24 protein-coding genes and 1 riboswitch are annotated in these 22,100 nt (G+C 46.0%); of the genes, 21 read left to right on the top strand and 3 right to left on the bottom strand.

Features of this window, described 5'->3' with window-relative positions:
* Window positions 1-6 precede the first annotated feature (6 nt).
* A complete protein-coding gene (locus MKY63_RS02925; protein ID WP_036675729.1) occupies window positions 7-2,838 on the top strand; it encodes a glycoside hydrolase family 3 protein in 2,832 nt (943 codons plus the stop codon).
* Between the two features lie 46 nt (window positions 2,839-2,884).
* Entirely contained in the window at window positions 2,885-3,301 is a 417-nt protein-coding gene (locus MKY63_RS02920; protein WP_038569451.1) for an HIT family protein, read from the top strand.
* A gap of 50 nt (window positions 3,302-3,351) precedes the next feature.
* On the opposite strand, the gene MKY63_RS02915 is transcribed toward MKY63_RS02920, so the two are convergent.
* Together MKY63_RS02915 and MKY63_RS02910 are read right to left on the bottom strand one after the other, a co-directional pair.
* Window positions 3,352-3,669, bottom strand: coding sequence for a hypothetical protein (locus MKY63_RS02915; protein ID WP_076213413.1), 318 nt, complete (start codon window positions 3,667-3,669; stop codon window positions 3,352-3,354).
* Between the two features lie 28 nt (window positions 3,670-3,697).
* A complete protein-coding gene (locus tag MKY63_RS02910; protein WP_076213410.1) occupies window positions 3,698-4,636 on the bottom strand; it encodes an MBL fold metallo-hydrolase in 939 nt (312 codons plus the stop codon).
* 148 nt (window positions 4,637-4,784) lie between these two features.
* Window positions 4,785-4,892: riboswitch (guanidine-I (ykkC/yxkD leader) on the top strand.
* 84 nt (window positions 4,893-4,976) lie between these two features.
* On the opposite strand from MKY63_RS02910, the gene MKY63_RS02905 reads away from it, so the two are divergent.
* The 3 genes from MKY63_RS02905 to MKY63_RS02895 all read left to right on the top strand — a co-directional run bounded on the left by MKY63_RS02905 (window position 4,977) and on the right by MKY63_RS02895 (window position 6,689).
* Window positions 4,977-5,339, top strand: a complete 363-nt coding sequence (locus MKY63_RS02905) for a multidrug efflux SMR transporter (protein ID WP_036675723.1) — start codon at window positions 4,977-4,979, stop codon at window positions 5,337-5,339.
* Entirely contained in the window at window positions 5,340-5,654 is a 315-nt protein-coding gene (locus tag MKY63_RS02900) for a multidrug efflux SMR transporter (RefSeq protein WP_036675721.1), read from the top strand. It begins immediately after the preceding gene.
* Between the two features lie 135 nt (window positions 5,655-5,789).
* The gene (locus tag MKY63_RS02895; RefSeq protein WP_076213407.1) at window positions 5,790-6,689 is read left to right on the top strand and encodes an aldo/keto reductase; all 900 of its coding nucleotides are present in this window, start codon (window positions 5,790-5,792) and stop codon (window positions 6,687-6,689) included.
* A 544-nt stretch (window positions 6,690-7,233) separates the two neighbouring features.
* Here MKY63_RS02895 and MKY63_RS02890 read toward each other — a convergent pair.
* Window positions 7,234-8,307 (bottom strand): M42 family metallopeptidase, encoded by a 1,074-nt coding sequence (locus MKY63_RS02890; RefSeq protein WP_038569461.1) that lies wholly within the window; start codon window positions 8,305-8,307, stop codon window positions 7,234-7,236.
* Between the two features lie 247 nt (window positions 8,308-8,554).
* On the opposite strand from MKY63_RS02890, the gene MKY63_RS02885 reads away from it, so the two are divergent.
* The 16 genes from MKY63_RS02885 (at window position 8,555) to MKY63_RS02810 (ending at window position 21,625) form a co-directional block, all read left to right on the top strand.
* Window positions 8,555-8,731, top strand: a complete 177-nt coding sequence (locus MKY63_RS02885) for a hypothetical protein (protein WP_155288103.1) — start codon at window positions 8,555-8,557, stop codon at window positions 8,729-8,731.
* A gap of 139 nt (window positions 8,732-8,870) precedes the next feature.
* Complete coding sequence (gene spoVAC / locus MKY63_RS02880) at window positions 8,871-9,374, top strand: stage V sporulation protein AC (protein WP_036675716.1); 504 nt, start codon at window positions 8,871-8,873, stop codon at window positions 9,372-9,374.
* Complete coding sequence (gene spoVAD, locus MKY63_RS02875) at window positions 9,371-10,402, top strand: stage V sporulation protein AD (RefSeq protein WP_036675714.1); 1,032 nt, start codon at window positions 9,371-9,373, stop codon at window positions 10,400-10,402. The genes spoVAC and spoVAD overlap by 4 nt, the downstream gene beginning before the upstream one ends.
* A gap of 2 nt (window positions 10,403-10,404) precedes the next feature.
* Window positions 10,405-10,755: a stage V sporulation protein AE gene (spoVAE, locus tag MKY63_RS02870; protein WP_036675923.1), complete on the top strand. Its 351-nt coding sequence runs from the start codon at window positions 10,405-10,407 to the stop codon at window positions 10,753-10,755.
* A 155-nt stretch (window positions 10,756-10,910) separates the two neighbouring features.
* The gene (locus MKY63_RS02865) at window positions 10,911-11,867 is read left to right on the top strand and encodes a MoxR family ATPase (RefSeq protein WP_036675712.1); all 957 of its coding nucleotides are present in this window, start codon (window positions 10,911-10,913) and stop codon (window positions 11,865-11,867) included.
* A 1-nt stretch (window position 11,868) separates the two neighbouring features.
* Window positions 11,869-13,113, top strand: a complete 1,245-nt coding sequence (locus MKY63_RS02860; RefSeq protein WP_076213404.1) for a DUF58 domain-containing protein — start codon at window positions 11,869-11,871, stop codon at window positions 13,111-13,113.
* 1 nt (window position 13,114) lies between these two features.
* Window positions 13,115-15,355 carry a transglutaminase domain-containing protein gene (locus tag MKY63_RS02855; RefSeq protein ID WP_076213401.1) on the top strand — a complete coding sequence of 747 codons (2,241 nt, stop codon included), beginning with the start codon at window positions 13,115-13,117 and terminating at the stop codon, window positions 15,353-15,355.
* A gap of 87 nt (window positions 15,356-15,442) precedes the next feature.
* Complete coding sequence (locus MKY63_RS02850; protein WP_076213420.1) at window positions 15,443-15,964, top strand: YqeG family HAD IIIA-type phosphatase; 522 nt, start codon at window positions 15,443-15,445, stop codon at window positions 15,962-15,964.
* A 2-nt stretch (window positions 15,965-15,966) separates the two neighbouring features.
* The gene (gene yqeH, locus MKY63_RS02845; protein WP_076104718.1) at window positions 15,967-17,094 is read left to right on the top strand and encodes a ribosome biogenesis GTPase YqeH; all 1,128 of its coding nucleotides are present in this window, start codon (window positions 15,967-15,969) and stop codon (window positions 17,092-17,094) included.
* A gap of 71 nt (window positions 17,095-17,165) precedes the next feature.
* A complete protein-coding gene (aroE, locus tag MKY63_RS02840; protein ID WP_081388063.1) occupies window positions 17,166-17,984 on the top strand; it encodes a shikimate dehydrogenase in 819 nt (272 codons plus the stop codon).
* Between the two features lie 67 nt (window positions 17,985-18,051).
* Complete coding sequence (gene yhbY, locus MKY63_RS02835) at window positions 18,052-18,345, top strand: ribosome assembly RNA-binding protein YhbY (RefSeq protein ID WP_036675703.1); 294 nt, start codon at window positions 18,052-18,054, stop codon at window positions 18,343-18,345.
* 36 nt (window positions 18,346-18,381) lie between these two features.
* Window positions 18,382-18,984, top strand: coding sequence for a nicotinate-nucleotide adenylyltransferase (locus MKY63_RS02830; RefSeq protein ID WP_036675702.1), 603 nt, complete (start codon window positions 18,382-18,384; stop codon window positions 18,982-18,984).
* Window positions 18,956-19,534 carry a bis(5'-nucleosyl)-tetraphosphatase (symmetrical) YqeK gene (gene yqeK, locus MKY63_RS02825; protein ID WP_036675700.1) on the top strand — a complete coding sequence of 193 codons (579 nt, stop codon included), beginning with the start codon at window positions 18,956-18,958 and terminating at the stop codon, window positions 19,532-19,534. The genes MKY63_RS02830 and yqeK overlap by 29 nt, the downstream gene beginning before the upstream one ends.
* A complete protein-coding gene (rsfS, locus tag MKY63_RS02820; RefSeq protein WP_036675699.1) occupies window positions 19,531-19,878 on the top strand; it encodes a ribosome silencing factor in 348 nt (115 codons plus the stop codon). The genes yqeK and rsfS overlap by 4 nt, the downstream gene beginning before the upstream one ends.
* Window positions 19,875-20,798, top strand: a complete 924-nt coding sequence (locus tag MKY63_RS02815) for a S1-like domain-containing RNA-binding protein (protein WP_076141205.1) — start codon at window positions 19,875-19,877, stop codon at window positions 20,796-20,798. Before rsfS ends, MKY63_RS02815 begins: the two co-directional genes overlap by 4 nt.
* Window positions 20,799-20,854: 56 nt before the next feature.
* Window positions 20,855-21,625 carry a class I SAM-dependent methyltransferase gene (locus MKY63_RS02810; RefSeq protein ID WP_038569469.1) on the top strand — a complete coding sequence of 257 codons (771 nt, stop codon included), beginning with the start codon at window positions 20,855-20,857 and terminating at the stop codon, window positions 21,623-21,625.
* Window positions 21,626-22,100: the final 475 nt, after the last annotated feature.

Genomic DNA, 22,100 nt, shown 5'->3' with positions numbered 1-22,100 from the left:
ATTTTGATGGGAACAGATATAGCTAAATATCCATTTCAACAGATTGATTTACCTTTAAATGAGCGAGTGCAGGATCTGATCTCCAGACTAACACTTGATGAAAAAGTAAGCCTGATGCCTCAGTATCAAGCTGCCATAGAGCGTTTGGGTGTTGGGGCCTACAAGCATGGTACGGAAGCGGCGCACGGGATTTCTTGGCTTGGAAAAGCGACTTCTTTTCCTCAGCCAAGCGGACTGGCTTGTACTTGGAATCCAGAGCTGCTGAAGGAAATTGGTTCGGCCATCGGAGATGAAGCTAGAGCCTTTTATAAAAAGAATCCAACGGTGAACGGTCTGACGTTATGGGCGCCAACGGTGGATATGGAACGTGATCCACGTTGGGGAAGAACTGAGGAAGCTTACGGTGAAGATCCAGAGTTGACCGGCCGACTCAGCACATCACTAGTGCAGGGAATCCAAGGTGATCACCCGGTCTATTTGAAAGCGGTAGCAACGCTGAAGCATTTCCTCGGCAACAATAATGAGATTGAACGCGGGAACTGCTCCGCGAGCATCGATCCGAGAAATATGCGGGAGTATTATCTGGAAGCGTTTAAGCCTGCTTTTCAAGAAGGTGGCGCACAGTCCATGATGACCGCTTATAACTCGGTGAATGGCGTGCCTGTTATTCTTCATCCGGCAGTAATGGATGTGGTTAAAGGCGAATGGGAAATGGATGGCTTTATTGTAAGCGATGCCGGCGATCTTTTTGGGATCGTGAAGGACCACAAGTATTATGAATCTTTTGCACAATCGATGGCTGAATCTATCAAAAATGGAATTGACAGCGTAACAGAAGAAACCGCAGAGACAATCAAGGTTCTTCACGAAGCGCTAGACCAAGGCCTCTTAGCAGAGGAAGATTTGGATCGTGCACTTGCCAATACTTTCAGAGTTCGTTTCCGTTTGGGAGAGTTCGATCCGGTTGAAGGTAACCCGTACGCAGCAATCGACGATTCCGTTATTCTTAGCAAAAAACATACGGCACTCTCTTTGGAAGCTGCGAAACAATCTATAGTATTGTTGAAGAATGAACAAGGCACATTGCCATTGAACAAAAGCAGTCTGAGCAAATTGGCGATTATTGGTCCGCTTGGTGATGAAGCCTTTAGAGATTGGTATTCTGGCACATTACCTTATGGAGTGACTCCTTTGCAGGGTGTTAGCAAAAAGCTGCCTGGTAAACACATTACTTTTGAGAGTGGCGCAGATCAGATCATTCTTACTTCAGCTGCAAACGGCCAAGCCATTGGAATCACAGGTGAGGACGGAAGACTGGCTGTACAGCATGACATAGCAGAGCACGGAGAATTGTTCCAACATACAGCCTGGGGTTGGACTAGCAATACTCTGAAGGCGACAAGTCGCGGTCAGTATGTAACTTTAAGCGAAGCAGAGACTCTCACAGCATCTGCTGATGAAATTTACGGCTGGTTTGTAAAAGAATCGATTAACATCGTTCCGGAAAGCGAAGATACGGTATCTTTGCGGACCTGGAATGATAAAATGATCTCGGTGAATCCGGAAGATGGAACACTGCAGGTGGCAGATCAGGATGCTAATGCGGAAGCACGTCTTTTCAAAAAGAACATCGTAACTAACGGCATAGAGGCTGCAGTAGAAGCTGCCAAGGCTGCGGAAATCGCTGTGGTTTTTGTGGGCAACCATCCACTCCTTAACGGAAAAGAAGAAATCGATAGACCGGATATTGTGCTTCCAGAGGAGCAAGAGCGACTGGTCAAAGCTGTCTATGAAGCGAACCCGAATACAGTTGTAGTCATTGTCGGCAGTTACCCGATAACTTCCACTTGGATTGACGAGAACATCCCGGCTGTATTGTATACCTCCCACAGTGGACAAGAGCTGGGCAATGCGGTGGCAGAAGTTCTTTTCGGCGATTACAGTCCTTCCGGCAAGCTGAACATGACTTGGTTCCGTTCTGTAGAACAGCTGCCTGAGCTGATGGATTATGATATTATCAAAGGCAAAAGAACATATATGTACTTTGACGGAGAGCCACTGTATGCGTTTGGACACGGCTTAAGTTATACCCAAGTTTCCTACAGCAACCTAAGCCTAAGTGCTAAGGAACTGCAAGCGGATGACACGCTTAAAATTTCCGTTCAAGTAGAGAATACAGGCGTTGTTGATGGGGACGAAGTGGTGCAGCTATATGTGCAAGCTCTGAATTCCCGGGTCAAACGTCCGATTAAACAGTTGAAGGGTTTTGAAAAAGTAAACCTAACCGCAGGTCAATCGCAAACCATAGAGTTTACGTTGCCGGTTGCCGAGCTGGCATTCTGGGATGTTACCCGTGAGCAATATTGCGTGGAAAATGGAGAGTACATGGTTCTGATCGGCCGTTCATCTGCGAATATCCAATTATCCGCTCAACTATCGGTTCAAGGGGACGTTATTCCGTCGCGTAATCTGTATATCAATACCAAAGCAGAGAATTACGATGACTACGAAGGCGTATATCTGGACGAGTGCAAAGCAGGCGGTGCTTCCATACATCCGGTAAAAGATGGCGCTTGGATCGCTTTTAAAGATGTATTGTTCGAGCAAGGGGCAGGAGCTTTTGAAGCCTTGGTATCCTCTGCAAAAGGTGGCACCCTCGAGATTAGAACGGGCAGCCCAGCAGGGACAATGGTTGGATCTGTGACTGTACCATCGGGTGGCGTGTTGCAGCAGTGGAACACACTTACTGGTGAAGTATCCGTGGAATCTGGAACTACCGATGTTTATCTCATCTTTAATGGTGAGGTACTGCTTAGCCGTTTTCAATTTAATCAATAAGATAAGCTAGAGCGCTCTTAATTTCTTTGGATGGAGAGGTGCCTGTATGGATTGTTTGGGATGTCGGATCGCTAACGGGATTGAGCCTAACGTAAACGTAGTATACGAGAATGAAATTGTAACTTGTGTGCTCGACATTGCTCCATTTAACGAAGGACATCTCTTAATTCTCCCTAAAAAGCATTATTGGGATCTCGAAGATATCGATTCAGAAACATCGTATGCGATTATGGACGCTTCAAAGAAGCTATCAGTTGTCCTGAAGGTTTTGTTTGCACCTGATGGCATCAGCATTTGCCAAAATGGTGGGAAGTTTAACGACCTGACTCACTATCATATGCATCTTATTCCTAGATACGAAGGAGATGGCTTCGCTTGGAGTGAACCAATCCATCCGCACGGTGCCGAAAAGTTATTAAGCCAAACTCAAGCTGAAATTCTCAGTATCATAAATGAGTATTAAAAAAAGGACATTCCTGAAAGATCAGGGATGTCCTTTTCGTTTCTTTTCATCTAATCACAACCGCCCCCGCCAGCATCTCCACCACCACCGAAGTCTCCACCGCCACTATGTCCGCCGTCTCCACCCCAGCTATGCCCCCCGCTGTCAGGTCCAGAGTGGTGATGCGAGTGATCTCCAGGGTGATGATGATGGTTAGAGTGGTTTGGATCCAGCAGATCCGGATGACTGGCAGCCATAAAAGACATGTTGGCGGCATCATTTTGCCTATTTCTATCAAAGGTACTTCTGTTCGAGCTCGAGCCATTCCGTATAACGGCTTGTATAATAATAAATACAGCGACACCTACAAATAGTATCCCAAAAACCATAACGAACCTCTCCCTTCAACTCCAAAAATTAGTTATTAGCTGCTTTCGTCAAAAACTCAAGATTTCTGTAAAAAATACTCCCATAATTCCAGCCCAGATAAGGCTCAGGAATTTCTATATGGTTCACATTCACATTCATGTCTTCGTGTATTAATGATTCGCTAATATGGATTATATCATTTATATATCGTTTTATTTGCTGTAGATAATGTTTTTGAGTAACGGGCCCGTGACCGGGAACAATTATGTTCACATCTAAGCGCTCGACATAAGTAAGTGCCTCCAACCAGGATAAGGGATTACCGTCTACTAATAATGGATGATTATCAACAGCGACAATATCTCCAACAAAAGCTAAAGAATCGGAAGGAGAAAATAGAATAGAATCGCATTCCGTATGGGCAGCACCCACCGATAAGAGCTCAACGGATCTAGCCGAGCCATGTATGGTCATTTTGCGGTCATAAGTTAGTTGGGGAAGCGTTACTTCAAGCGTTAGTATAGACTCTTTGATTTCTTGTAAATAACCTATTTGCGAAAGGAGCTCTCGTTGTTTGGAAGCGTTCAGTTCGAGCTCGAGAGAGGTATTAAGCTTATTAAGATCCTCATCAAGATTAGGAAGCAGTTTCTTCATTCGGGCTAGCCAGTCGGGTTGAGTTTTTATCATGAGCTCTCTAGTTCTACTGGAGGATATGATTACTTCTTCCGAGAAGAATTGGTTCCCTCTAACGTGGTCTCCATGCCAATGGCTGTTGATGACGTATTTGATAGGTTTATTAAAATAATACAGAGCGGCATCCCTAAGATCTTTGCCAGCTTGTGGAGTGTTGAATGTATCAAAGATTAATGTGTAATCACCCATATCTATCAAACCGGCATTGCTCATGGCTCCGCCTTGCTCCTTCGCTTCAAGGCAATAAATGCCTTCCACTAGAGGGACGCAGTTAAAATGTCTGGAATGAAACATAAATTAACCTCTTTTCCTAGATAATCGAATGAAATTTATATCTATTTTATAATTTTATGGAAGTTTATACTATGATTTAATTACTCTCGGAATAGAAAAGGTTGCTTTTATACGCCCGATTTGCTACCATACGATGTAACTTAATCATTTATTTGTTTTCTAGGGTTCCGCAGCGAGTGCATAGCTGGTCTGGTCCGAGGGAAAACGCACGAACATTAAGTTTGTGTCTACACGGAGGGATAAAAGCCCGGGAGGTATCGCCATTTGGCGATGACCTTCCGGGCTTATTTGTTTGTCCGTGGGCAATCATAAGATATGGTGAATTGAAGGAGGGCTTGAAATGAAAAAGAATTCAGAGTGGCTGAAGGTAGTTGGCGCTGCGATTTTCGAAGTCATGTGGGTCATAGGTTTAAAGCATGCTTCAAGCGTGTGGGAGTGGCTGATCACAGTTGTAGCCATAATAATAAGTTTCTATGTCATTATTTCAGCAAGCAGTAAATTACCGGTGGGTACCGTATATTCTGTATTTGTTGGGCTGGGGACAGCAGGTACAGTCATTGCGGACATGGTTTTATTCGGTGAACCCTTCAAGCTAATGAAGCTGGTACTGGTGGTTATTTTGCTGGCAGGAGTAATAGGTCTGAAAATGGTAACTAACGAAACCAAAGATATCAAAGAAACTGAAATAAAGGGGGAGTCTTAAATGGCATGGGCATTTTTGGTTGTTGCTGGATTGTTTGAAATGTTCGGAGTGGCTATGATCAACAGGTTGAATAAACACCGGAATCTGCAGTCGTTTTTGCTGCTCTTCCTTGGTTTTGGGGGGAGTTTTCTTTTTCTATCATTTGCAATGAAAAGTTTGCCTATGGGTACAGCTTATGCGGTATGGACGGGGATCGGTGCATCTGGTGGGGCGATTTTGGGGATGCTTTTATATGGAGAGGCCAAAGATTGGCGGCGGGTTATCTGTATTTTTATGATACTGGGAGCCGCAGTGGGGCTGAAGTTGATAGCGTAGTTAGCAATCAATTTGTTGCTTTTTCTCTCCTAAAGGAAAGATAAGTTATAAATTAGACACGATTCAGATGTTTCGAAAGGGTCATAAAGGTCGTATAAAGTAAGTATACAATTTATCGGTAAGGAGATTTTTACAATGACTAAGGATTCAATCGAGCATTTGGCTGAAATTGTGAAAGTGAACCGAGCTAACCGCATGCTTCTTCCAGATGGTACCTCTCTGCCTAGAATAGGACAGGGAACTTGGAATATGGGTGATGATGTTTCCCGTAGAGAGGAAGAAATTGCTGCTCTTAGATTAGGCGTGGAACTAGGCATGGATTTGATAGATACGGCTGAGATGTATGGGGAAGGAAACTCAGAGCTTTTAGTAGGTGACGCTATTAAAGGAATTCGGGATGACGTTTTCCTGGTGTCCAAAGTATACCCACATAATGCCGGCAACGAGAATCTTATTCGTAGCTGTGAAGAAAGCTTGCAACGACTGAATACGGATCATCTGGATCTCTATTTACTGCACTGGCGGGGAGATATTCCGCTTGAAGTGACTGTGGAAGGCATGGAGAAACTGGTCTCTCAAGGTAAAATAGCAAGATGGGGTGTATCGAACCTTGATGTTGACGATATGAAAGAGCTGCTTAGTATAGCTGGGGGAACTCACTGTGCTATGAATCAGGTGCTGTATCATTTAGGGTCGAGAGGCATTGAAGCTGGATTGCTGCCATGGCAGAAAAGTCACCGCATGCCCGTAATGGCGTACTCTCCGCTTGCACAAGCAGGCGCGCTCCGCAAAGGGGTTATTGAGAGTGAGGCGGTTCAGGAAATTGCCCGTGTTCATAACGCAACACCACTGCAAATAATGTTAGCTTGGACGATCCGCGAGGAGGACATTATTACGATTCCGAAAGCTTCTTCACGTGAGCATGTAATTGAGAATGCTGCTGCAGGTTTAATTACGCTGAGTGAAGAAGAAAGATGGAAGCTGGATGAGGCTTTCCCGATACCTTCGTGGAAAGTGCCACTGGATATGAGTTGATATAGCTGTCTGAGAATGGTCAAGGAGCTCGCCGTGAGGCGGGCTTTTTTTATATGGGACGGGGGATAGGGGAGTATCTATAGGACACAGATGATCTTAAACGCAGAAATATGCCACTTTTGGAGGAGTATCGGACACCATAGTCGCTATTAGCATGAATGACACCAATTATGAGCCCATTTCTATGGAATAGTGTCACTGGGTTCGGAAGCAACATTGGGGGCGTAAATAGTAAACAACATGGGTGCGTTAGCAAGCAACTTGGGGAGCGTAAACAATAAACAACGTGTCGCCGTAAGCAAGCAACTTGGGAGCGTAAACAATAAACAACGTGGGTTCGTAAGCATCATGGGTCCGTCGTAGTACCTATAGCGGGATCAGCGAGCAATGGGATTGATAAGCATAAGCACAATTGGTTTTTAAAAGTAATATCGGGGTTTGTAAACACCACTGGGGCGCAAGTGACACAGGTCCGTAAGCCACGACCCCCAAAAAAAAGCAGCAATCCTTCAAAAAGGATTGCTGCTCTTTTAAAAATAAGAACCTAGCTGTTCTCGATAATCGTTTGCAGTGTAGTGCGGTCGAGGCCTTCTACGAGTTTAACTAACAGCTCTTTAGCAGCTTCGTAGTCATCGCTATGAATAACTGATGAAGCGGTATGAATGTAGCGGGAGCATATTCCGATGACTGCGGAAGGAACGCCGATTCCACTTACATGAACCTGACCTGCATCTGTTCCACCTTGGGAGACAAAATACTGGTATTTGATCTTGTGAGTATCCGCTGTGTCTTGTACATATTCGATCAGGCCGCGATGTGTAACCATCGTTGGATCAAAAATGCGCAGGAGAGCGCCTTTACCCAAATGGCCAAAGGCTTGGCTATCACCGGTCATATCAGCAGCAGCGCTCGCATCCAAGCCAAAGAAGATGTCTGGGGACAGAAGATTAGCGGCTGTACGTGCTCCACGAAGTCCAACTTCCTCTTGTACGGTAGCTCCAGCATAAACAGTATTAGGCAGCTTTTTGCCGTGTAATGATTTAACCAGCTCAATGGCGAGACCTACGCCGTAACGGTTATCCCACGCTTTAGCCATGATTTTTTTAGGGTTGGCAAGCGGGGTGAACGGACAGATTGGCAGTACTTGTTGACCTGGTCTGACGCCAAAGCTTTCTGCCTCTTCACGGCTGTCTGCACCGATATCAATATACATTTTGCTGATTTCGCCCGTCTTGCCGCGTTCTTCAGCGCTTAGTAGATGGATAGGGGTGCTGCCAACAACACCAGTCAATGTGCCTTTTGGGGTAATGATTTGGAGACGCTGGGAAGCAACAGCAGAAGCAAGCCAGCCGCCTAGCGGTTGAAAACGAATCATCCCGGTGTTAGTAATTCCGGTGACCATAAAGCCCACTTCGTCAAAATGTCCAGCGACCATAATTTTTGGCCCGTTTTCCTCACCGCGCAATACGCCGAACAGACTTCCGAGACGATCCTGCACGAACTCTTCGGTATAAGGTGTCATAGCATCCTTGACGTAAGCGCGGAGTTCGCGCTCAAAGCCCGGGGCTGCAGGGAATTCGGTAAGTGTTTTGAATAGATCCAATGTTTCTTGATTCATTTGAAATCACTCCTTTATTAAAATATAAGGACGTATAAGCTTTGCGTTATACATCATCCTTATAGTTCTACGAGAAACGGTTGCCATCCAAAATGGACGACAACGTTATTTCTTCCTGCCACTTAGTATGAACATTGTGAGCTCACTTGTCCATGCTAAAGAGACAAATGAACACCCGGTGAACGCTCCGCGAATACAATGCAATAGGGGCTCTGGTGGCAGGAGCTTTAGAAAGGATGCGAAGGAAATGAGGGTAGCAGGTAGTGTACCCAAAAGAAGGGTGCAGGGAGGATACTCCAAAAGAAACCTAAAGGTTAGCGGAGCGCGCAGACGTTACTGGCGCCACAACTCTCTGGAAAAGGAAGCGGTGCTTATTCTTGTGCTGTTCCTGCTGCTGATAGTTGTGTTACTGTATTTTTCCTGAATTGGAGGGACATAACGAAGCGGGGTATGGCAAACAATAAGGAAAACTTCTAAGCGAAGAAACAACTTGAGGGGCTCAAAGTGAGTACTACTATGATGCTTGTCAGCCCCCTTCGCCTAACTTTCAGGAGGTGCTCTCAATGCCGGCGAAAACGAAAAAATCGGGTGTCAAGCTGAAGCTTGATACCCTGACCCCGCAAGATTACGAGAAATTGTCCAAGCCCTTTGTACCCGCTAGGCCCGTATTCAAAAACTGTGTGCGAGCATTTCTTGCTGGCGGCCTAATCTGTGTAATTGGACAAGGGATTCAGGAGGCTTATATGGCCATATTCGATATGACCTCCAAAGAAGCTGCAAGTCCAACTGTAGCGACGATGATTCTACTCTCTGTAATTCTGACCAGCTTTGGCGTTTATGACAAAATGGCCCAATGGGCCGGTGCAGGAACTGCGGTTCCGGTTACTGGTTTTGCGAACAGTATGTGTTCAGCAGCTCTGGAACACCGTGCGGAAGGACTTGTGCTCGGTGTGGGTGGCAATATGTTCAAGCTGGCGGGTTCAGTCATCGTATTTGGTGCTGTCGCTGCTTTCATAATTGGTATCGTCTATCTCTTTTTAGGCGTAGGTGGAGGTGCACATACATGAAACAGCTTGGCAGTCAGACTTGGGAGTTCACGAGCCGTCCCGTTATTTTAGGCTCTTCCGCTGTAGTGGGGCCTGAAGAGGGAGAGGGTCCATTAACGTCAGATTTTGATTTTATATTTGACTCCCTGGAAATGGGAGAAAAAACATGGGAAAAGGCCGAGCGGGCTCTTTTCGAAAAAGCTTCCCTACTGGCACTGATTAATGCAAACCTCGATAAGGAGAAGCTGGAGTTTTTTGTTGGCGGAGATTTGATGAACCAGATTATCAGCAGCTCCTTCGCGGCAAGAAAATTAGGTGTGCCTTATCTTGGAGTCTTTGGTGCTTGCTCCACTTCCATGGAGAGCCTGGCGATTGCCTCTATGATCGTTGATTCCGGAGGGAGCAAATACGTGCTCGCGGGAACATCCAGCCATAACTGTACGGTGGAAAAGCAATTCCGTTATCCTACCGAATACGGTTCACAGAAGCCGCCAACAGCGCAATATACGGTCACAGGCTCTGGCTGTGCTGTAGTAGGTCAGAATGATGGGACTGGCAACAATCCGGTAGTGGTCTCGGCTACCCTTGGACGAATAATGGATCTCGGTTTGACAGATCCTTTTAATATGGGAACAGCGATGGCACCGGCGGCAGCGGATACGATTACTGCGCATTTTCGGGATACCGGACTATCCCCCGGGCATTATGACTTAATTGTAACAGGCGATCTTGCATCTGTAGGCTTGCCCATTGCGAAAACCTTATTAGCTAAAGAAGGGATTCCAATGGAGCAAACAACCTTTGATGATTGCGGTTTGCTTATCTACGATTTGGAGAAACAGAAGTATGTGATCGCCGGAGGAAGTGGTTGTGGATGTTCCGCGGTAGTGACTTATGGTCATATACTCAAGCGTATTAAAAAAGGTGAGCTTAAACGGGTGCTGATTGTGGCAACTGGAGCCTTATTATCCCCATTGTCATACCAGCAGGGAGAGAGCATTCCGTGTGTGGCTCATGCTGTTGCTATAGAAAGTGGAGGTGGAGTTTAATGATGATTTACTTATGGGCTTTTCTGATTGGAGGAGCCATTTGCGTTATAGGCCAGCTGATGTTTGATGTATTGAAGCTGACACCTGCACATACGATGAGTACATTAGTTGTAGCCGGAGCGATTGCTGATGCTTTTGGCATCTACGATCCACTTGTGAAATTTGCGGGTGCAGGCGCAACCATTCCAATCACAAGCTTCGGTAACTCTTTGGTCCATGGGGCATTGACAGAGCTGGAACGGGATGGCTGGATCGGTGTAGTTACAGGGATTTTTGATATCACGAGCGCAGGGATTTCGTCAGCGATTGTGTTCTCTTTCCTGGCTGCATTGGTTGTCCGGCCTAAAGGATAATGGGATTCTAGCGCTTTAGATTAGAACCTGCGGGACATTGTGTCCTGCGGGTTTTTGGTTTGTTTACACTTCGTAAGCTTCAACAATGTACTTTGGGTCCCCTAATCATGTAAAATATAAATATTACTGCTTATTCTGACCTAGGAGGATCATATATGCCCGTTCGTCAAGAATCAATGCACATCATGAATGCTGTCCGTAATAATCTAGAATCCTGCATACTTGGAAAATCATTTGAAATACAATTGCTGCTAACAGCGCTGCTTGCCGGTGGTCATGTTCTGATCGAGGATGTACCGGGAACAGGAAAGACCCAGCTTATTCGCGCACTTTCCAGATCAATGTCCGGGGAGTATCGCCGGATACAATGTAATCCGGATATTCTTCCGAGTGATATTACCGGTGTATCTGTGTATCATCCGAGGGACGAGATGTTTCATTTCCGCCCAGGTCCGGTGATGACGAATATCCTGCTGGCTGATGAAATTAACCGAGCCACGACAAAGACACAATCCGCCCTTCTGGAAGTGATGGAGGAACGTAATGTAACCGTAGATGGGGAGACCTATCCGCTTCCGCATCCATTTATGTTGTGCGCCACCCAGAATCCGATAGATTTTGAGGGAACCTACACGCTGCCGGAAGCTCAGTTGGATCGTTTTATGCTAAGAATTAGTCTTGGTTATCCTGATGCAGCAACCGAAAAAAATCTATTGTTGAGCCATCAAGAAGGTCAACCAGTGGACAGGCTTACAGCTGTCACTAGTATGGAGCAGATCGCTAGTATTCAAGAGGAGATTCGTGAGATTTATATGAGTGATCCTGTACTGAATTACTTGTTAGATATTGTACGCCAGACAAGAGAGCATCCGCTTGTATTGCTAGGTGCAAGTCCACGTGCTTCGTTATCGTTTATGCTGGCTTGTAAAGCTTATGCTTTCCTACAGGGAAGGGATTATGTTCTTCCGGATGACGTAAAGGTGCTTACTCCATTTGCCTTGGGTCATCGTATATTGCTGCGTCCAGAGTCGCGCCTAGATAATATTAGCGTAGATTCTCTGCTTCAAAAGCTTCTGCAGAGCATTCATGTGCCTGTTACGATGAGGCAATAATATGAGACGTTATTTGTCTACGGTGGCAGCTCACATTCAGCATACCAAATTCGCCAGCATCCTTGTAATTTGGAGTATTACTCTCTTATATGTACTATTTCAGGGCGGCAAAACTGCATTTATGTTGTTTATTATGGTCTCTGTACTTATTGCATATCTGATTGCTGGAGGTTTAGGAGGCGTTCGGCGGGCTAAGGGTGTTCGCAGTTTTTATACCGAACAGGATAAGGGAGATTTGCTCTCTGCCGGTGGGTATCTTCGTGTAGGTCTGAAGGTCACAATCCCGGGGATTTTGCCTTTACCTTATGTGGTTGTAAGGGAAGTTCTGAAACGGCATAATGGCGAATCATGGGTATTTGAGGAAAGCCTGATTCCCAGCCTCAGAGGGCATGGGGAACTGCGGTTTCAGACACCGGTTCTGGAACGGGGCACTTATACATTTTCAGATACGGATATCATCAGCCAAGATATTTTTGGCCTTGTCGAGCATAAAGGTACTTTTCTGGCTGAAGGACAGTTTCAGGTGTTGCCTCGTGCAATCTATGTTCCGCGCTGGCAGTTATATGAAAGAAAATCCCGTCTTTCTGGACCACAGACCTCTGTTGTTCAATCACGTCGTGAGACCACCCAAATTAACGGTGTACGCGACTACGTATACGGCGACCGCCTAACACGCATACATTGGAATGCAACGGCAAAGACAGGCTCGTGGAAGTCCAAAGAGTTCGAGCATGAGTCGATTCCCAAAACCATTCTAGTTCTGGACGGCTCTGCTTCTGCTTATATGAATTCGAATCAATTTGAACTCGCAGTCTCTGTAGCAGCTTCACTTCTTGGATTCGGTATTCGAGAGCGGATAGGGATCGGTCTTTGCTGCTTGGATAAGACCACGAAGGTATTTGCACCAGTTGAAGGTGCTGCTGAACGTCAGAAAATGATTCAATATTTGATCGATCTTAACGCCGAAGGGCATGGTCCACTCATTTCCCGTTTGGAAAAAGGATATCGTATGTTCCCTAAAGGCTCATACTTCGTGCTAATTAGTCCTCAAAGTGGCCAACCTGTACTGGATGCATTACGTTGGGCTGACAGCAGAGGGATGACTCCGTCTCACATTCATATAGGGAATTTATCAGAAACGAACAGCAGCACAGATTGGACAGACGTTCTAAGATCTCGGGGGATTACAGGCTACAGCATTAATTCACTGCAAGAGCTTCCCATAGTATTAGGAGGGGAAGTCTGATATGAAAAACTGGTGGAATCAGATGAAATTCTCCTGGCACCGTTCTTTAGGTCTATTGTGGCTTTTGATTATAGCCCACCAGTGGGTCTCTTATACGGAGCCTATCTGGTTAAGACAGACAACTGCTGTTGTGTGGGCTGCATTAATAACGATCACTGTTATTGAAATCATAATTCCTGTTAAAGTTCAAATAAGACTCTTTATTGAAGCGGCAGCTATTATTTATATCGTTTATCGTATACTTATCAATTATGGTATATACGTCGCTGATCCTTGGGCAACAACCCTCCCGGACAGACTGCAGGATATTGCAGTTCATATGGTGCCCTATATCTGGTTTGCTCTCGGGGCCTCAGCCCTGCTGCTGTTGTCGTCTTGGTGGGCATCCTCAAAAAGACGTATTTTATGGTTTATAGGAATGAACATAGTGGCTTTTGCTGCCTTGGATTCCTTTACATCTATCGTTTTGTGGCAGGAAGTAGCCTGGACGGTATTTGCGGGGATGGGCTGGCTGGTCAGCCATCATCTGAGAAGCTTCCAGCTACATTATCCGCGTGGTTGGGTGCATCTGCTGAAATATCCCACGAAAATTGTCATTAATATTGCCATCGTCTTCTCTTTGGTCATCCTAATTGGAGTGAATATGCCTGGGGTAAGGCCTACCCTAACCGATCCTTATACCGCTTGGCAAGAATGGAATGGGATTGGGAAGTCTTCTGGGAAGGGCACAGTTGGGACCACGAAATCTGAGATGGGTTCTGTCTCCCCTACTAACAATACTTCGTCAGGTTACAGTCTGAATGATGATCAACTAGGCGGCGGCTTTACCTTCGATTATACACCGGTGATGACAGTGGTTTCTGATTTGCGTATTTATATGCGGGGAGAAACGCGCAGATTATATTCCGGAAGAGGCTGGGTCGATAGAGATCGGTTAAATCGGGGACCTCTAGAAGCGGTGGATGTAGGTGAATCTTTAGAGAGCAGTGCGGGTTCTAAAGTGAATACACGAACACTGAAACAAACAGTAACCGTGCTTAATAATAATGAATTTCCTGTGCTGTTTGGCACTTATTCAGTATCTTCGGTGGATTCTTTAAATGGGGAAAAAGCTGGAAATGGACTCTCCTGGAGAAGCCGGGACAGCGAGCTGATCTGGGATGTGGATGGGAAGAAACTCGCTTATCCGTCTACCTTTGAGGTGACGTCTGAGGTTCCTGTAATTCCTGTTCAAGAATTGACAACAAAGACGTATGAGGAGCTATATAAAGGGAACGATTTGGAGAAAATGTTTCTTCAACTGCCTAACGATTTTCCTAAAAGAGTCAGGGAGCTGGCTGAGGAAATCACGGCTGAAGGAAAAACGCCGTATGAAAAAACAGCGCTTTTGCAACAATACTTACAACAAACCTTTCCATATACCAATAATCCAGATATATCACGTGTCACAAGCAACGATTTTGTAGAAGGGTTTTTGTTTGAGTTAAAGGAAGGTTACTGTGATTATTATTCTACTGCACTGGTTACTATGGCGCGCTCTCTGAACATCCCTGCACGATGGGTTAAGGGGTACGCACCTGGGGAACAGCCAGAAATCCCAATGAATCCGGCACAACAGCAATCAGGCACAGTGAATAATAACTATACAATTACCAATGCGGATTCCCACTCTTGGGCTGAGGTTTACTTTGGTGATTATGGTTGGATCCCAGTTGAAGCTACACCTGGATTTAATATTCCGCTTTTAACTCAGAATGAGCAAACCCCTGAGGTCGAGTCAGAAGATCAAGAAGAACAGGCAGAACCTACACCAGCGCCTGTGAGTAACGCACAAGAAGATCAAGGGTTTCATGTAGGTCTTTGGGTTGTTGTGGCAGCTGTAGTGGTGTTGCTGTCCTGGACGATTTTTATAATTTGGTATAGACGCTTTAAGCTTCGCTTCTTCATGCAGCAGCTGCGCAATGGCCGGCCTTTAACGCCAGATCAGAAAGTAGTGGCGGAAACTGAGCGTTGGGTAAGGTATTTGCATCGCAAGGGAATGCTAAAAGAAGAGCACGAAACTTTGCGTGAAGCCGTAAATCGCTGGAGTGGAGAACGGCCGGCAGTGGCTGATCATCTATCCTCACTATTAGCAATGTTCGAAAAGGCGAAATATAGCCCTGAGGTTATTGAAGACAAAGACTGGCAGAGCGTGTATACTGAAGCTTTGTGGGTGCGGAGAAAAATGAGATCCAAGAAATAACACTTTGCGTGAAAGCATAGATACAGATTTATTTGCGATGCGCAAGGAGTATGTTATAGTTTTTTGTATGAAATCGAGGTGAACGTATTGTTTGAAATGTTAGTTCCCAAACTCCGGGTGAATACGGTATTCGATATTGCTCTGGACGAGCTGTATAGACAGGGATATCGCGGAATCATCACGGATCTGGATAACACACTGGTCGGTGCCAAAGCGCCTGTGGCTACTCCGGAGCTGTTGTTATGGTTCGAAAAGGTGAAGGAACTGGGCTTTAAGCTCATCATCGTATCTAACAATAACATGGAACGGGTGTCACGCTTTGCAACACCGCTTAATATTGAATTTGTGCACCAGGCTCGTAAACCGAGTAATGCTCCTTTTCTCAAAGCGATGAAGCAGATGGAGCTGCCACCTGAACAAACGATTGTGGTGGGAGATCAAATGCTTACAGATGTATACGGCGGCAATCGCCTTGGCCTGTATACTGTTTTGGTACTGCCAATCTCCGTCAAGGATGAGGGGTTCGGCACAAGGTTTAATCGCCGGGTAGAGCGGGTTGCTCTGACACGGCTTCGCAAAAAAGGATTGTGGCACGAGGAGGAAAAATAGTAATGAACGAACAAAGCGAAACACAGCGTCCTGAGAAGTGCAGCGGTTGCGGCATCAAGCTTCAGACGGAGCATAAGGATCAACCAGGATACCTTCCGGAGGTTGCACTTGAACGGGACCCGGTGATTTGCCAACGCTGTTTCCGGATTAAAAATTATAATGAGGCTTCATCTGTTTCGGTGAATCAGGATGAATTTCTTCGCCTGCTGAGTGGAGTAGGAGAGAAGAATGCGCTTGTTATTCATATTGTCGATATCTTCGATTTTGAAGGCAGTCTGATTTCCGGCCTGCAGCGCTTTGTTGGCAATAACCCTGTTATTCTTGCAGTGAATAAATGTGACTTGCTGCCGAAAGTTACAAACTGGAACAAGTTGCGTAACTGGATGCAGCAGCGCTGTAAAGAGGAAGGCTTGCGGACGGCTGAAATCGTACTTTGCAGTGCGAAACGCAATCAAGGTTTTGACCGTTTGCTGGAAGCCGTAACGGAGTTGCGCGGCCAACGTGACGTATATGTCGTGGGTGCTACCAATGTGGGCAAATCCACACTTATTAATCGTCTGATTTCGGACTATAGCGATTTGGAGCAGGAGTTAACGACTTCACGTTACCCTGGCACAACACTCGATACGGTCAAAATTCCATTGGATGATGGCCACTACATTATAGATACTCCAGGGATTGTGTATCCTTGGCGTTATAGTGAATTAGTAGAGCGTCAGGATCTGGATGCAGTTATGCCTGCCAATCCTTTGAAGCCAACAGTCTATCAGTTGAACGAAGGACAGACTCTTTTCTTCGGTGGACTGGGACGTTTTGATTTCGTACAAGGCCCGCATCAATCCTTCACTTGCTTTATTAGTGGTACTTTAAAAATCCATCGCACGAAGCTGGAACGCGCAGATTCCCTCTATCAGGATCATCGCGGTGAAATGCTGTCTCCACCGGGAAGTGACCGGATGGACAAGCTGCCACCTTGGCAGCGGCATGAGTTCCGGATTAATCGGGGCAGCCGAACCGATCTGTACATTTCGGGTCTGGGCTGGATTAAGGTTAATGGAACTGAAGGTGCAGTTGTGGCCATTCACGTTCCCCGTGGTGTGAAGGTGCTTACCCGCCCTTCGATGATTTAACGAGGGAGGATAATCTATTGTCTACAACAGCAGTCGAAGGCTACAATAGCGGTAATATTCTACTCGGTGTAATGGGAGATCCTATTATACAATCCAAATCTCCAATTATGCATGAAGCAGCGCTGCAAGCGCTGGGAATTCCGGGTGCTTATGTACCGCTTCATATCCTCCCGGAGAAGCTGGGGGATGCGGTGCAAGCGATCCGTACGCTTGGTTTCCGTGGAGTGAATGTGACGATTCCGCATAAGGTTGCGGTGATGGAGTATTTGGATGTATTAGATGAGAGTGCAGTAGCCGTTGGTGCAGTCAATACGATTGTTAATGATAACGGAGTGCTCACCGGATATAATACGGATGGAATCGGTTATGTGCGTTCGCTCAAAGCGGAAGCTATTTCTGATTTGTCTGGTGCGAAGATTATGGTTATCGGGGCCGGTGGAGCAGCAAGAGGAATTGTTGCCGCACTACTTCAAGAGAAACCTTCTTCAATCATTATTGCTAATCGCAGCGCTGAGAAGGCAGAGGACTTGGCGACACAGTGCCGGAGCAAAGGGAATGTCATCGGGATTAGCATGAACGAAGTAGCAGAAATGCTAAGTGGTGTAGACGTGCTGATCAATACTACCTCCGTAGGTATGTATCCTCATATGGATGAGACACCGATAGATCCTGGACTGCTTCGTGAAGGAATGGTCGTAAGCGATCTGATTTATAATCCGCTGCGCACGCGGCTATTGTTGGAAGGACTCGAACGGGGCTGCACGATTCATGGAGGTCTTGGTATGTTTGTCTATCAGGGAGCTTATGCTCTGGAGTATTGGACAGGGCAGCCTGCTCCTACGGAAATCATGCGGCAGACCATTCTGGATTGTTTGGGTGGAAATGAGTAAGAAATGGATTCATTAAGTTAGGGTAATAATAGGTAATAATATATGTTAATTAAGGAGTTATTCATTTATGTTAACTGGTAAACAAACACGGTATCTTCGTTCATTGGCGCACCATCTCGATCCTATTTTTCAAGTGGGCAAAGGTGGAGTAAACGATCACCTCGTACGCCATATTGAAGAAGCTATTGAGAAGCGCGAGCTTATGAAGATTAGTATACTGAGCAATAATATTGAGAATCCCAAGGAAATCGGTGCTGCTCTGGCTGAACAATCGGGTTCTGAGCTTGTGCAAGTGATCGGTAAGACTGTCGTTCTATACAAAGAATCACGTGATAATAAAACCATTGAGCTGCCGCGTTAATAGCTGTAAGTATACCTTACCGAGGAGGTCGTCCTCTTGAAAGTTGGAATTATGGGAGGTACCTTTGATCCTCTTCATATCGGTCATATGATGGCAGCGGAAGCCGCAAGAGATACTTATGGTCTGCAAGAGGTATGGTTTATGCCTTCACATATCCCGCCTCATAAACATGAGGCAGGTGTATCTGGAGAAGACCGGCTAGCAATGGTGCAGGAAGCGGTGAAGAATCACGAAGCTTTTTGCACATTAGATTGGGAAGTTGTCAGAGGTGGCGTCTCCTATACCTATGAGACCATAAGACGTCTGCAAGAGGAGTATCCGCATTTCGATCTTTATTTCATCATTGGAGCGGATATGGTCCAGTATTTGCCGAAATGGAACGAGATTGAAGAACTGGTGCAGCGGCTTACATTTATTGGTGTGGGTCGTCCGGGAACACCTCTTGATCTAGATGCATTGCCAGACTTTATAGCAAAAAAGGTATTGCTTGCAGATATGCCACTGGTTGATATTTCGTCAACGATGTTAAGAGAACGGGCGGCAGCAGGTAAATCTATTCGTTATATGGTTCCAGAGGCAGTGTTCGATTATGTTCAAAGGAGTGGATTGTATGGCATACGGCCGCGAAGCGCTGATTGAGGCGGTCTCCACACAGATGCCTGATAAGCGCTGGAAGCATACACTCGGCGTGATGGAGACATCTATTCAACTGGCGAAGCAATATGGTGCTGACCCTGAACGTGCAGAGACAGCAGCGATTCTGCATGATGTGGCCAAGTATTGGCCGGTTGAGCGAATGAAGGAGATTATTGAACAAAATCAATTGAATTTGGATCTTCTGGTGTATGACAAGCAGATGTGGCATTCGGAAGTAGGCGCCTTTGTAGCTGAGAAAGACTATGGGATTACGGATCCTGATATTATCAATGCGATTCGTTTCCATACCTCAGGCCGTGAAGACATGAGTTTACTTGAAAAAATCGTCTGCCTAGCTGACTACATCGAGCCTGGGCGTGATTTTCCCGGGGTTGATAAGATACGCGAGAAGGCACAAGTAAGTTTGGAAGAAGGATTAGTCGCTGGGTTCGATTCTACGATTAGTTTGTTACTGGAGAAACGCCGGGTGATTTTCCCCTTAACGGTACTGGCGCGTAATGATTTAGTTAGAATATTGGAGGATAAAATATGAGTGTACAACCAAGCAAGCTGTTAGAACTGGCCCTTAAGGCTGTTGAAGATAAAAAAGCAATGAACGTCGTGGCACTAGATCTACGTAATGTTTCACCAATCAGTGATTACTTTATCGTATGTCACGGTAACTCGGATATTCAGGTACAGGCGATCGCTACCGAAGTCCGTAAAGTAGTTCATGAAGCAGGCGGAGTCATCAAAGGGATTGAAGGCATGGATTCAGCACGCTGGGTGCTGATGGATCTTGGCGATGTTATCGTTCATATATTCCACCGCGATGAGCGTGAATATTACAATATCGAGCGTCTGTGGTCCGATGCCAAGGTTGTGGAGACTGTATGAGCCTGATTGCAGGAACTACGGTTACACTTCATGTAGAGCGGGAAGTTTCCCCATACGGATTCTTTTTAAATGCTGGAGACCAAGATGTTATGCTGCATTATACGGAGCTGACAGAGAAGGTAAAAGCAGGCGATAAAGTTGAAGTTTTCATTTTCTTTGATACCGAGGACCGTCTTGCGGCAACGATGAAAAAACCATTTCTGATGCTGGGCGAGATGGCGTTATTGGAAGTGGCTGATATTCATCCGCGTCTGGGCTGCTTTTTGGAGATGGGCCTTGGACGCCAGCTGCTGCTGCCTATTCGTGAGCTTCCAGAACTTCCAGAGCTGCGTCCGCAGGTTGGAGACTATGTGTTTGCGATCATGGAGCATGATAAACAGGGGCGTCTGCGTGCCAAGCTGGCCGGAGAACAGGAGCTTGCTCCACTAGCTCTGCCTGCACCTGAATCTTGGATGGGACAGACTGTAACAGCCCGAGTGTATAAGCCGCTGCAAATGGGTACTTTTGTACTTGTGGATGCGGGTGTTCTAGGCTTTGGGATTATCGGTATGGTCCATTCATCTGAGCGGAGCCGTCTGCTGCGTCTTGGTGAGCAGTTTGAAGCACGTGTCTCTCATATCCGTGAGGATGGACGTGTTAACCTTTCTATGGGTCTCCGTAAAGAAGTGGGGATGGATGTAGATTCTGCCGCACTTTTGGAGTTCTTAAATGCTCGTCCAGGGGGAGCGATGCCTTATTCGGATGCTACGCCGCCAGATATTATCAAACAACGGTTCGGAATCAGTAAATCCGCCTTCAAGCGTGCACTTGGGAAGCTGATGAAGGAAGGCCATATTACTCAAAAAGAGAATTGGACTTATCTTGTTGCTAAGGATAATGAAGAAGGAACAACCGAAGGGCAAGAAGAAACGACGGATTAAGCTTACGATTCAATAGACGTAATTTATAAAATGTTGTTATAGAAAGCGGTGTAATTGTGTCTTCCTATGGGAAATTTGCTTATGTATACGATGAGCTTATGGCAGATATGCCGTATCCAGATTGGATATCCTTTGCTGAAGCCGCATGGAGTAAATACGGCAAGCCGTTAACTGTAGCCGAGCTTGGCTGTGGTACAGGGAGTATTACAATTCCTTTGGCGGGTTCAGGATATCATATGACCGGAATCGATTTATCTTCTGACATGCTCTCAGTGGCACAGCGCAAAATGGAGGAGCATCCCCAGGGACGGCGCTTTTTGCGTGAAGGCAGTGTTCGTTGGATTAGACAAAACATGAAGGAATGGGAGCTTCCCGAGCTGGTGGATTCTGTGATTTCCTTTTGTGATTGTCTGAATTATGTGTTGGAAGAGGATGACATCAGCGCTGTTTTTGCCAGTACCTATGCAGGGTTAAAGCAAGGCGGAACCTTTCTGTTCGATGTGCATCATCCAAACACACTAATTCGTTATGAAGAAGAACAGCCCTTTATTCTGGACGAGCCATCTGTGTCTTATATTTGGACTTGTGAGATGGATGTTCCACGCCGCGAAATTGAACATCATCTGTCCATTTTTGCCCGTGAAGACGGACACAGCGATCGCTATCGCCGATTCGAAGAGACCCATATTCAGCGTGCCTACGATCCTAACTGGATGAAGGAAGAGCTGCTTAAGGCTGGGTTTAGTGATGTGAAGATCTATGCCGATTTCGAGTGGGTAGAGGCAGAAGATGATGCTGAACGATTATTTTATGTAGCTATAAAATAAATATTCAAAATGCTAAGAGGGGCTGTCCCATAAGCTATGAAAATAGCTGCTGGGACAGCCCCTTTTTTGACCTTAGCTGATTGCTGGCGGAAGCGAGTGGAATGCTGCTGTTGGAAGCACCTAGGTTGACGCTGCCGGAAACAAGTGTGTTTCCGCTATCGAATGCTCATGCATTACCGCTGGCGTGAGCGTGTGGGTTCTCGCTCTCGAAAGCTCATATATTGCCGCTTTGCGGAAGCGTGTAGGTTCTCGCTCTCGAATGCTCATGCATCGCCCTTTACGGATGCGTGTAGGTTTTCACTATCCAACAACATGCATGCACAACTACCATCAGATATCCGTATTAGTACTAGCTATCGGACCCAGCGGACCTTATACGCAGCATTTGCTAATATTTTGGGTGCTATCGGACTCCATTGCAGCTATTGGCTTGAAAAACGTCCAATATTGGTCATTTTCCAAGGGATAGCGTCAC

The sequence above is a fragment of the Paenibacillus sp. FSL R7-0189 genome, from assembly GCF_037969925.1.
Lineage (GTDB): Bacteria > Bacillota > Bacilli > Paenibacillales > Paenibacillaceae > Paenibacillus_AQ > Paenibacillus_AQ odorifer.
Note: the sequence above shows the minus strand (reverse complement) of the source record. Positions and strands in the feature narration are given on the sequence as shown.

Bases quoted from the DNA above. Each gene is read 5' to 3' on its own strand.
- MKY63_RS02925 (WP_036675729.1), top strand. From the start codon at position 7: ATGGGAACAGATATAGCTAAATATCCATTTCAACAGATTGATTTACCT.
- MKY63_RS02920 (WP_038569451.1), top strand. From the start codon at position 2,885: ATGGATTGTTTGGGATGTCGGATCGCTAACGGGATTGAGCCTAACGTA.
- MKY63_RS02915 (WP_076213413.1), bottom strand. From the start codon at position 3,669: ATGGTTTTTGGGATACTATTTGTAGGTGTCGCTGTATTTATTATTATA.
- MKY63_RS02910 (WP_076213410.1), bottom strand. From the start codon at position 4,636: ATGTTTCATTCCAGACATTTTAACTGCGTCCCTCTAGTGGAAGGCATT.
- MKY63_RS02905 (WP_036675723.1), top strand. From the start codon at position 4,977: ATGAAAAAGAATTCAGAGTGGCTGAAGGTAGTTGGCGCTGCGATTTTC.
- MKY63_RS02900 (WP_036675721.1), top strand. From the start codon at position 5,340: ATGGCATGGGCATTTTTGGTTGTTGCTGGATTGTTTGAAATGTTCGGA.
- MKY63_RS02895 (WP_076213407.1), top strand. From the start codon at position 5,790: ATGACTAAGGATTCAATCGAGCATTTGGCTGAAATTGTGAAAGTGAAC.
- MKY63_RS02890 (WP_038569461.1), bottom strand. From the start codon at position 8,307: ATGAATCAAGAAACATTGGATCTATTCAAAACACTTACCGAATTCCCT.
- MKY63_RS02885 (WP_155288103.1), top strand. From the start codon at position 8,555: ATGAGGGTAGCAGGTAGTGTACCCAAAAGAAGGGTGCAGGGAGGATAC.
- spoVAC (WP_036675716.1), top strand. From the start codon at position 8,871: ATGCCGGCGAAAACGAAAAAATCGGGTGTCAAGCTGAAGCTTGATACC.
- spoVAD (WP_036675714.1), top strand. From the start codon at position 9,371: ATGAAACAGCTTGGCAGTCAGACTTGGGAGTTCACGAGCCGTCCCGTT.
- spoVAE (WP_036675923.1), top strand. From the start codon at position 10,405: ATGATTTACTTATGGGCTTTTCTGATTGGAGGAGCCATTTGCGTTATA.
- MKY63_RS02865 (WP_036675712.1), top strand. From the start codon at position 10,911: ATGCCCGTTCGTCAAGAATCAATGCACATCATGAATGCTGTCCGTAAT.
- MKY63_RS02860 (WP_076213404.1), top strand. From the start codon at position 11,869: ATGAGACGTTATTTGTCTACGGTGGCAGCTCACATTCAGCATACCAAA.
- MKY63_RS02855 (WP_076213401.1), top strand. From the start codon at position 13,115: ATGAAAAACTGGTGGAATCAGATGAAATTCTCCTGGCACCGTTCTTTA.
- yqeH (WP_076104718.1), top strand. From the start codon at position 15,967: ATGAACGAACAAAGCGAAACACAGCGTCCTGAGAAGTGCAGCGGTTGC.
- aroE (WP_081388063.1), top strand. From the start codon at position 17,166: ATGGGAGATCCTATTATACAATCCAAATCTCCAATTATGCATGAAGCA.
- yhbY (WP_036675703.1), top strand. From the start codon at position 18,052: ATGTTAACTGGTAAACAAACACGGTATCTTCGTTCATTGGCGCACCAT.
- yqeK (WP_036675700.1), top strand. From the start codon at position 18,956: ATGGCATACGGCCGCGAAGCGCTGATTGAGGCGGTCTCCACACAGATG.
- rsfS (WP_036675699.1), top strand. From the start codon at position 19,531: ATGAGTGTACAACCAAGCAAGCTGTTAGAACTGGCCCTTAAGGCTGTT.
- MKY63_RS02815 (WP_076141205.1), top strand. From the start codon at position 19,875: ATGAGCCTGATTGCAGGAACTACGGTTACACTTCATGTAGAGCGGGAA.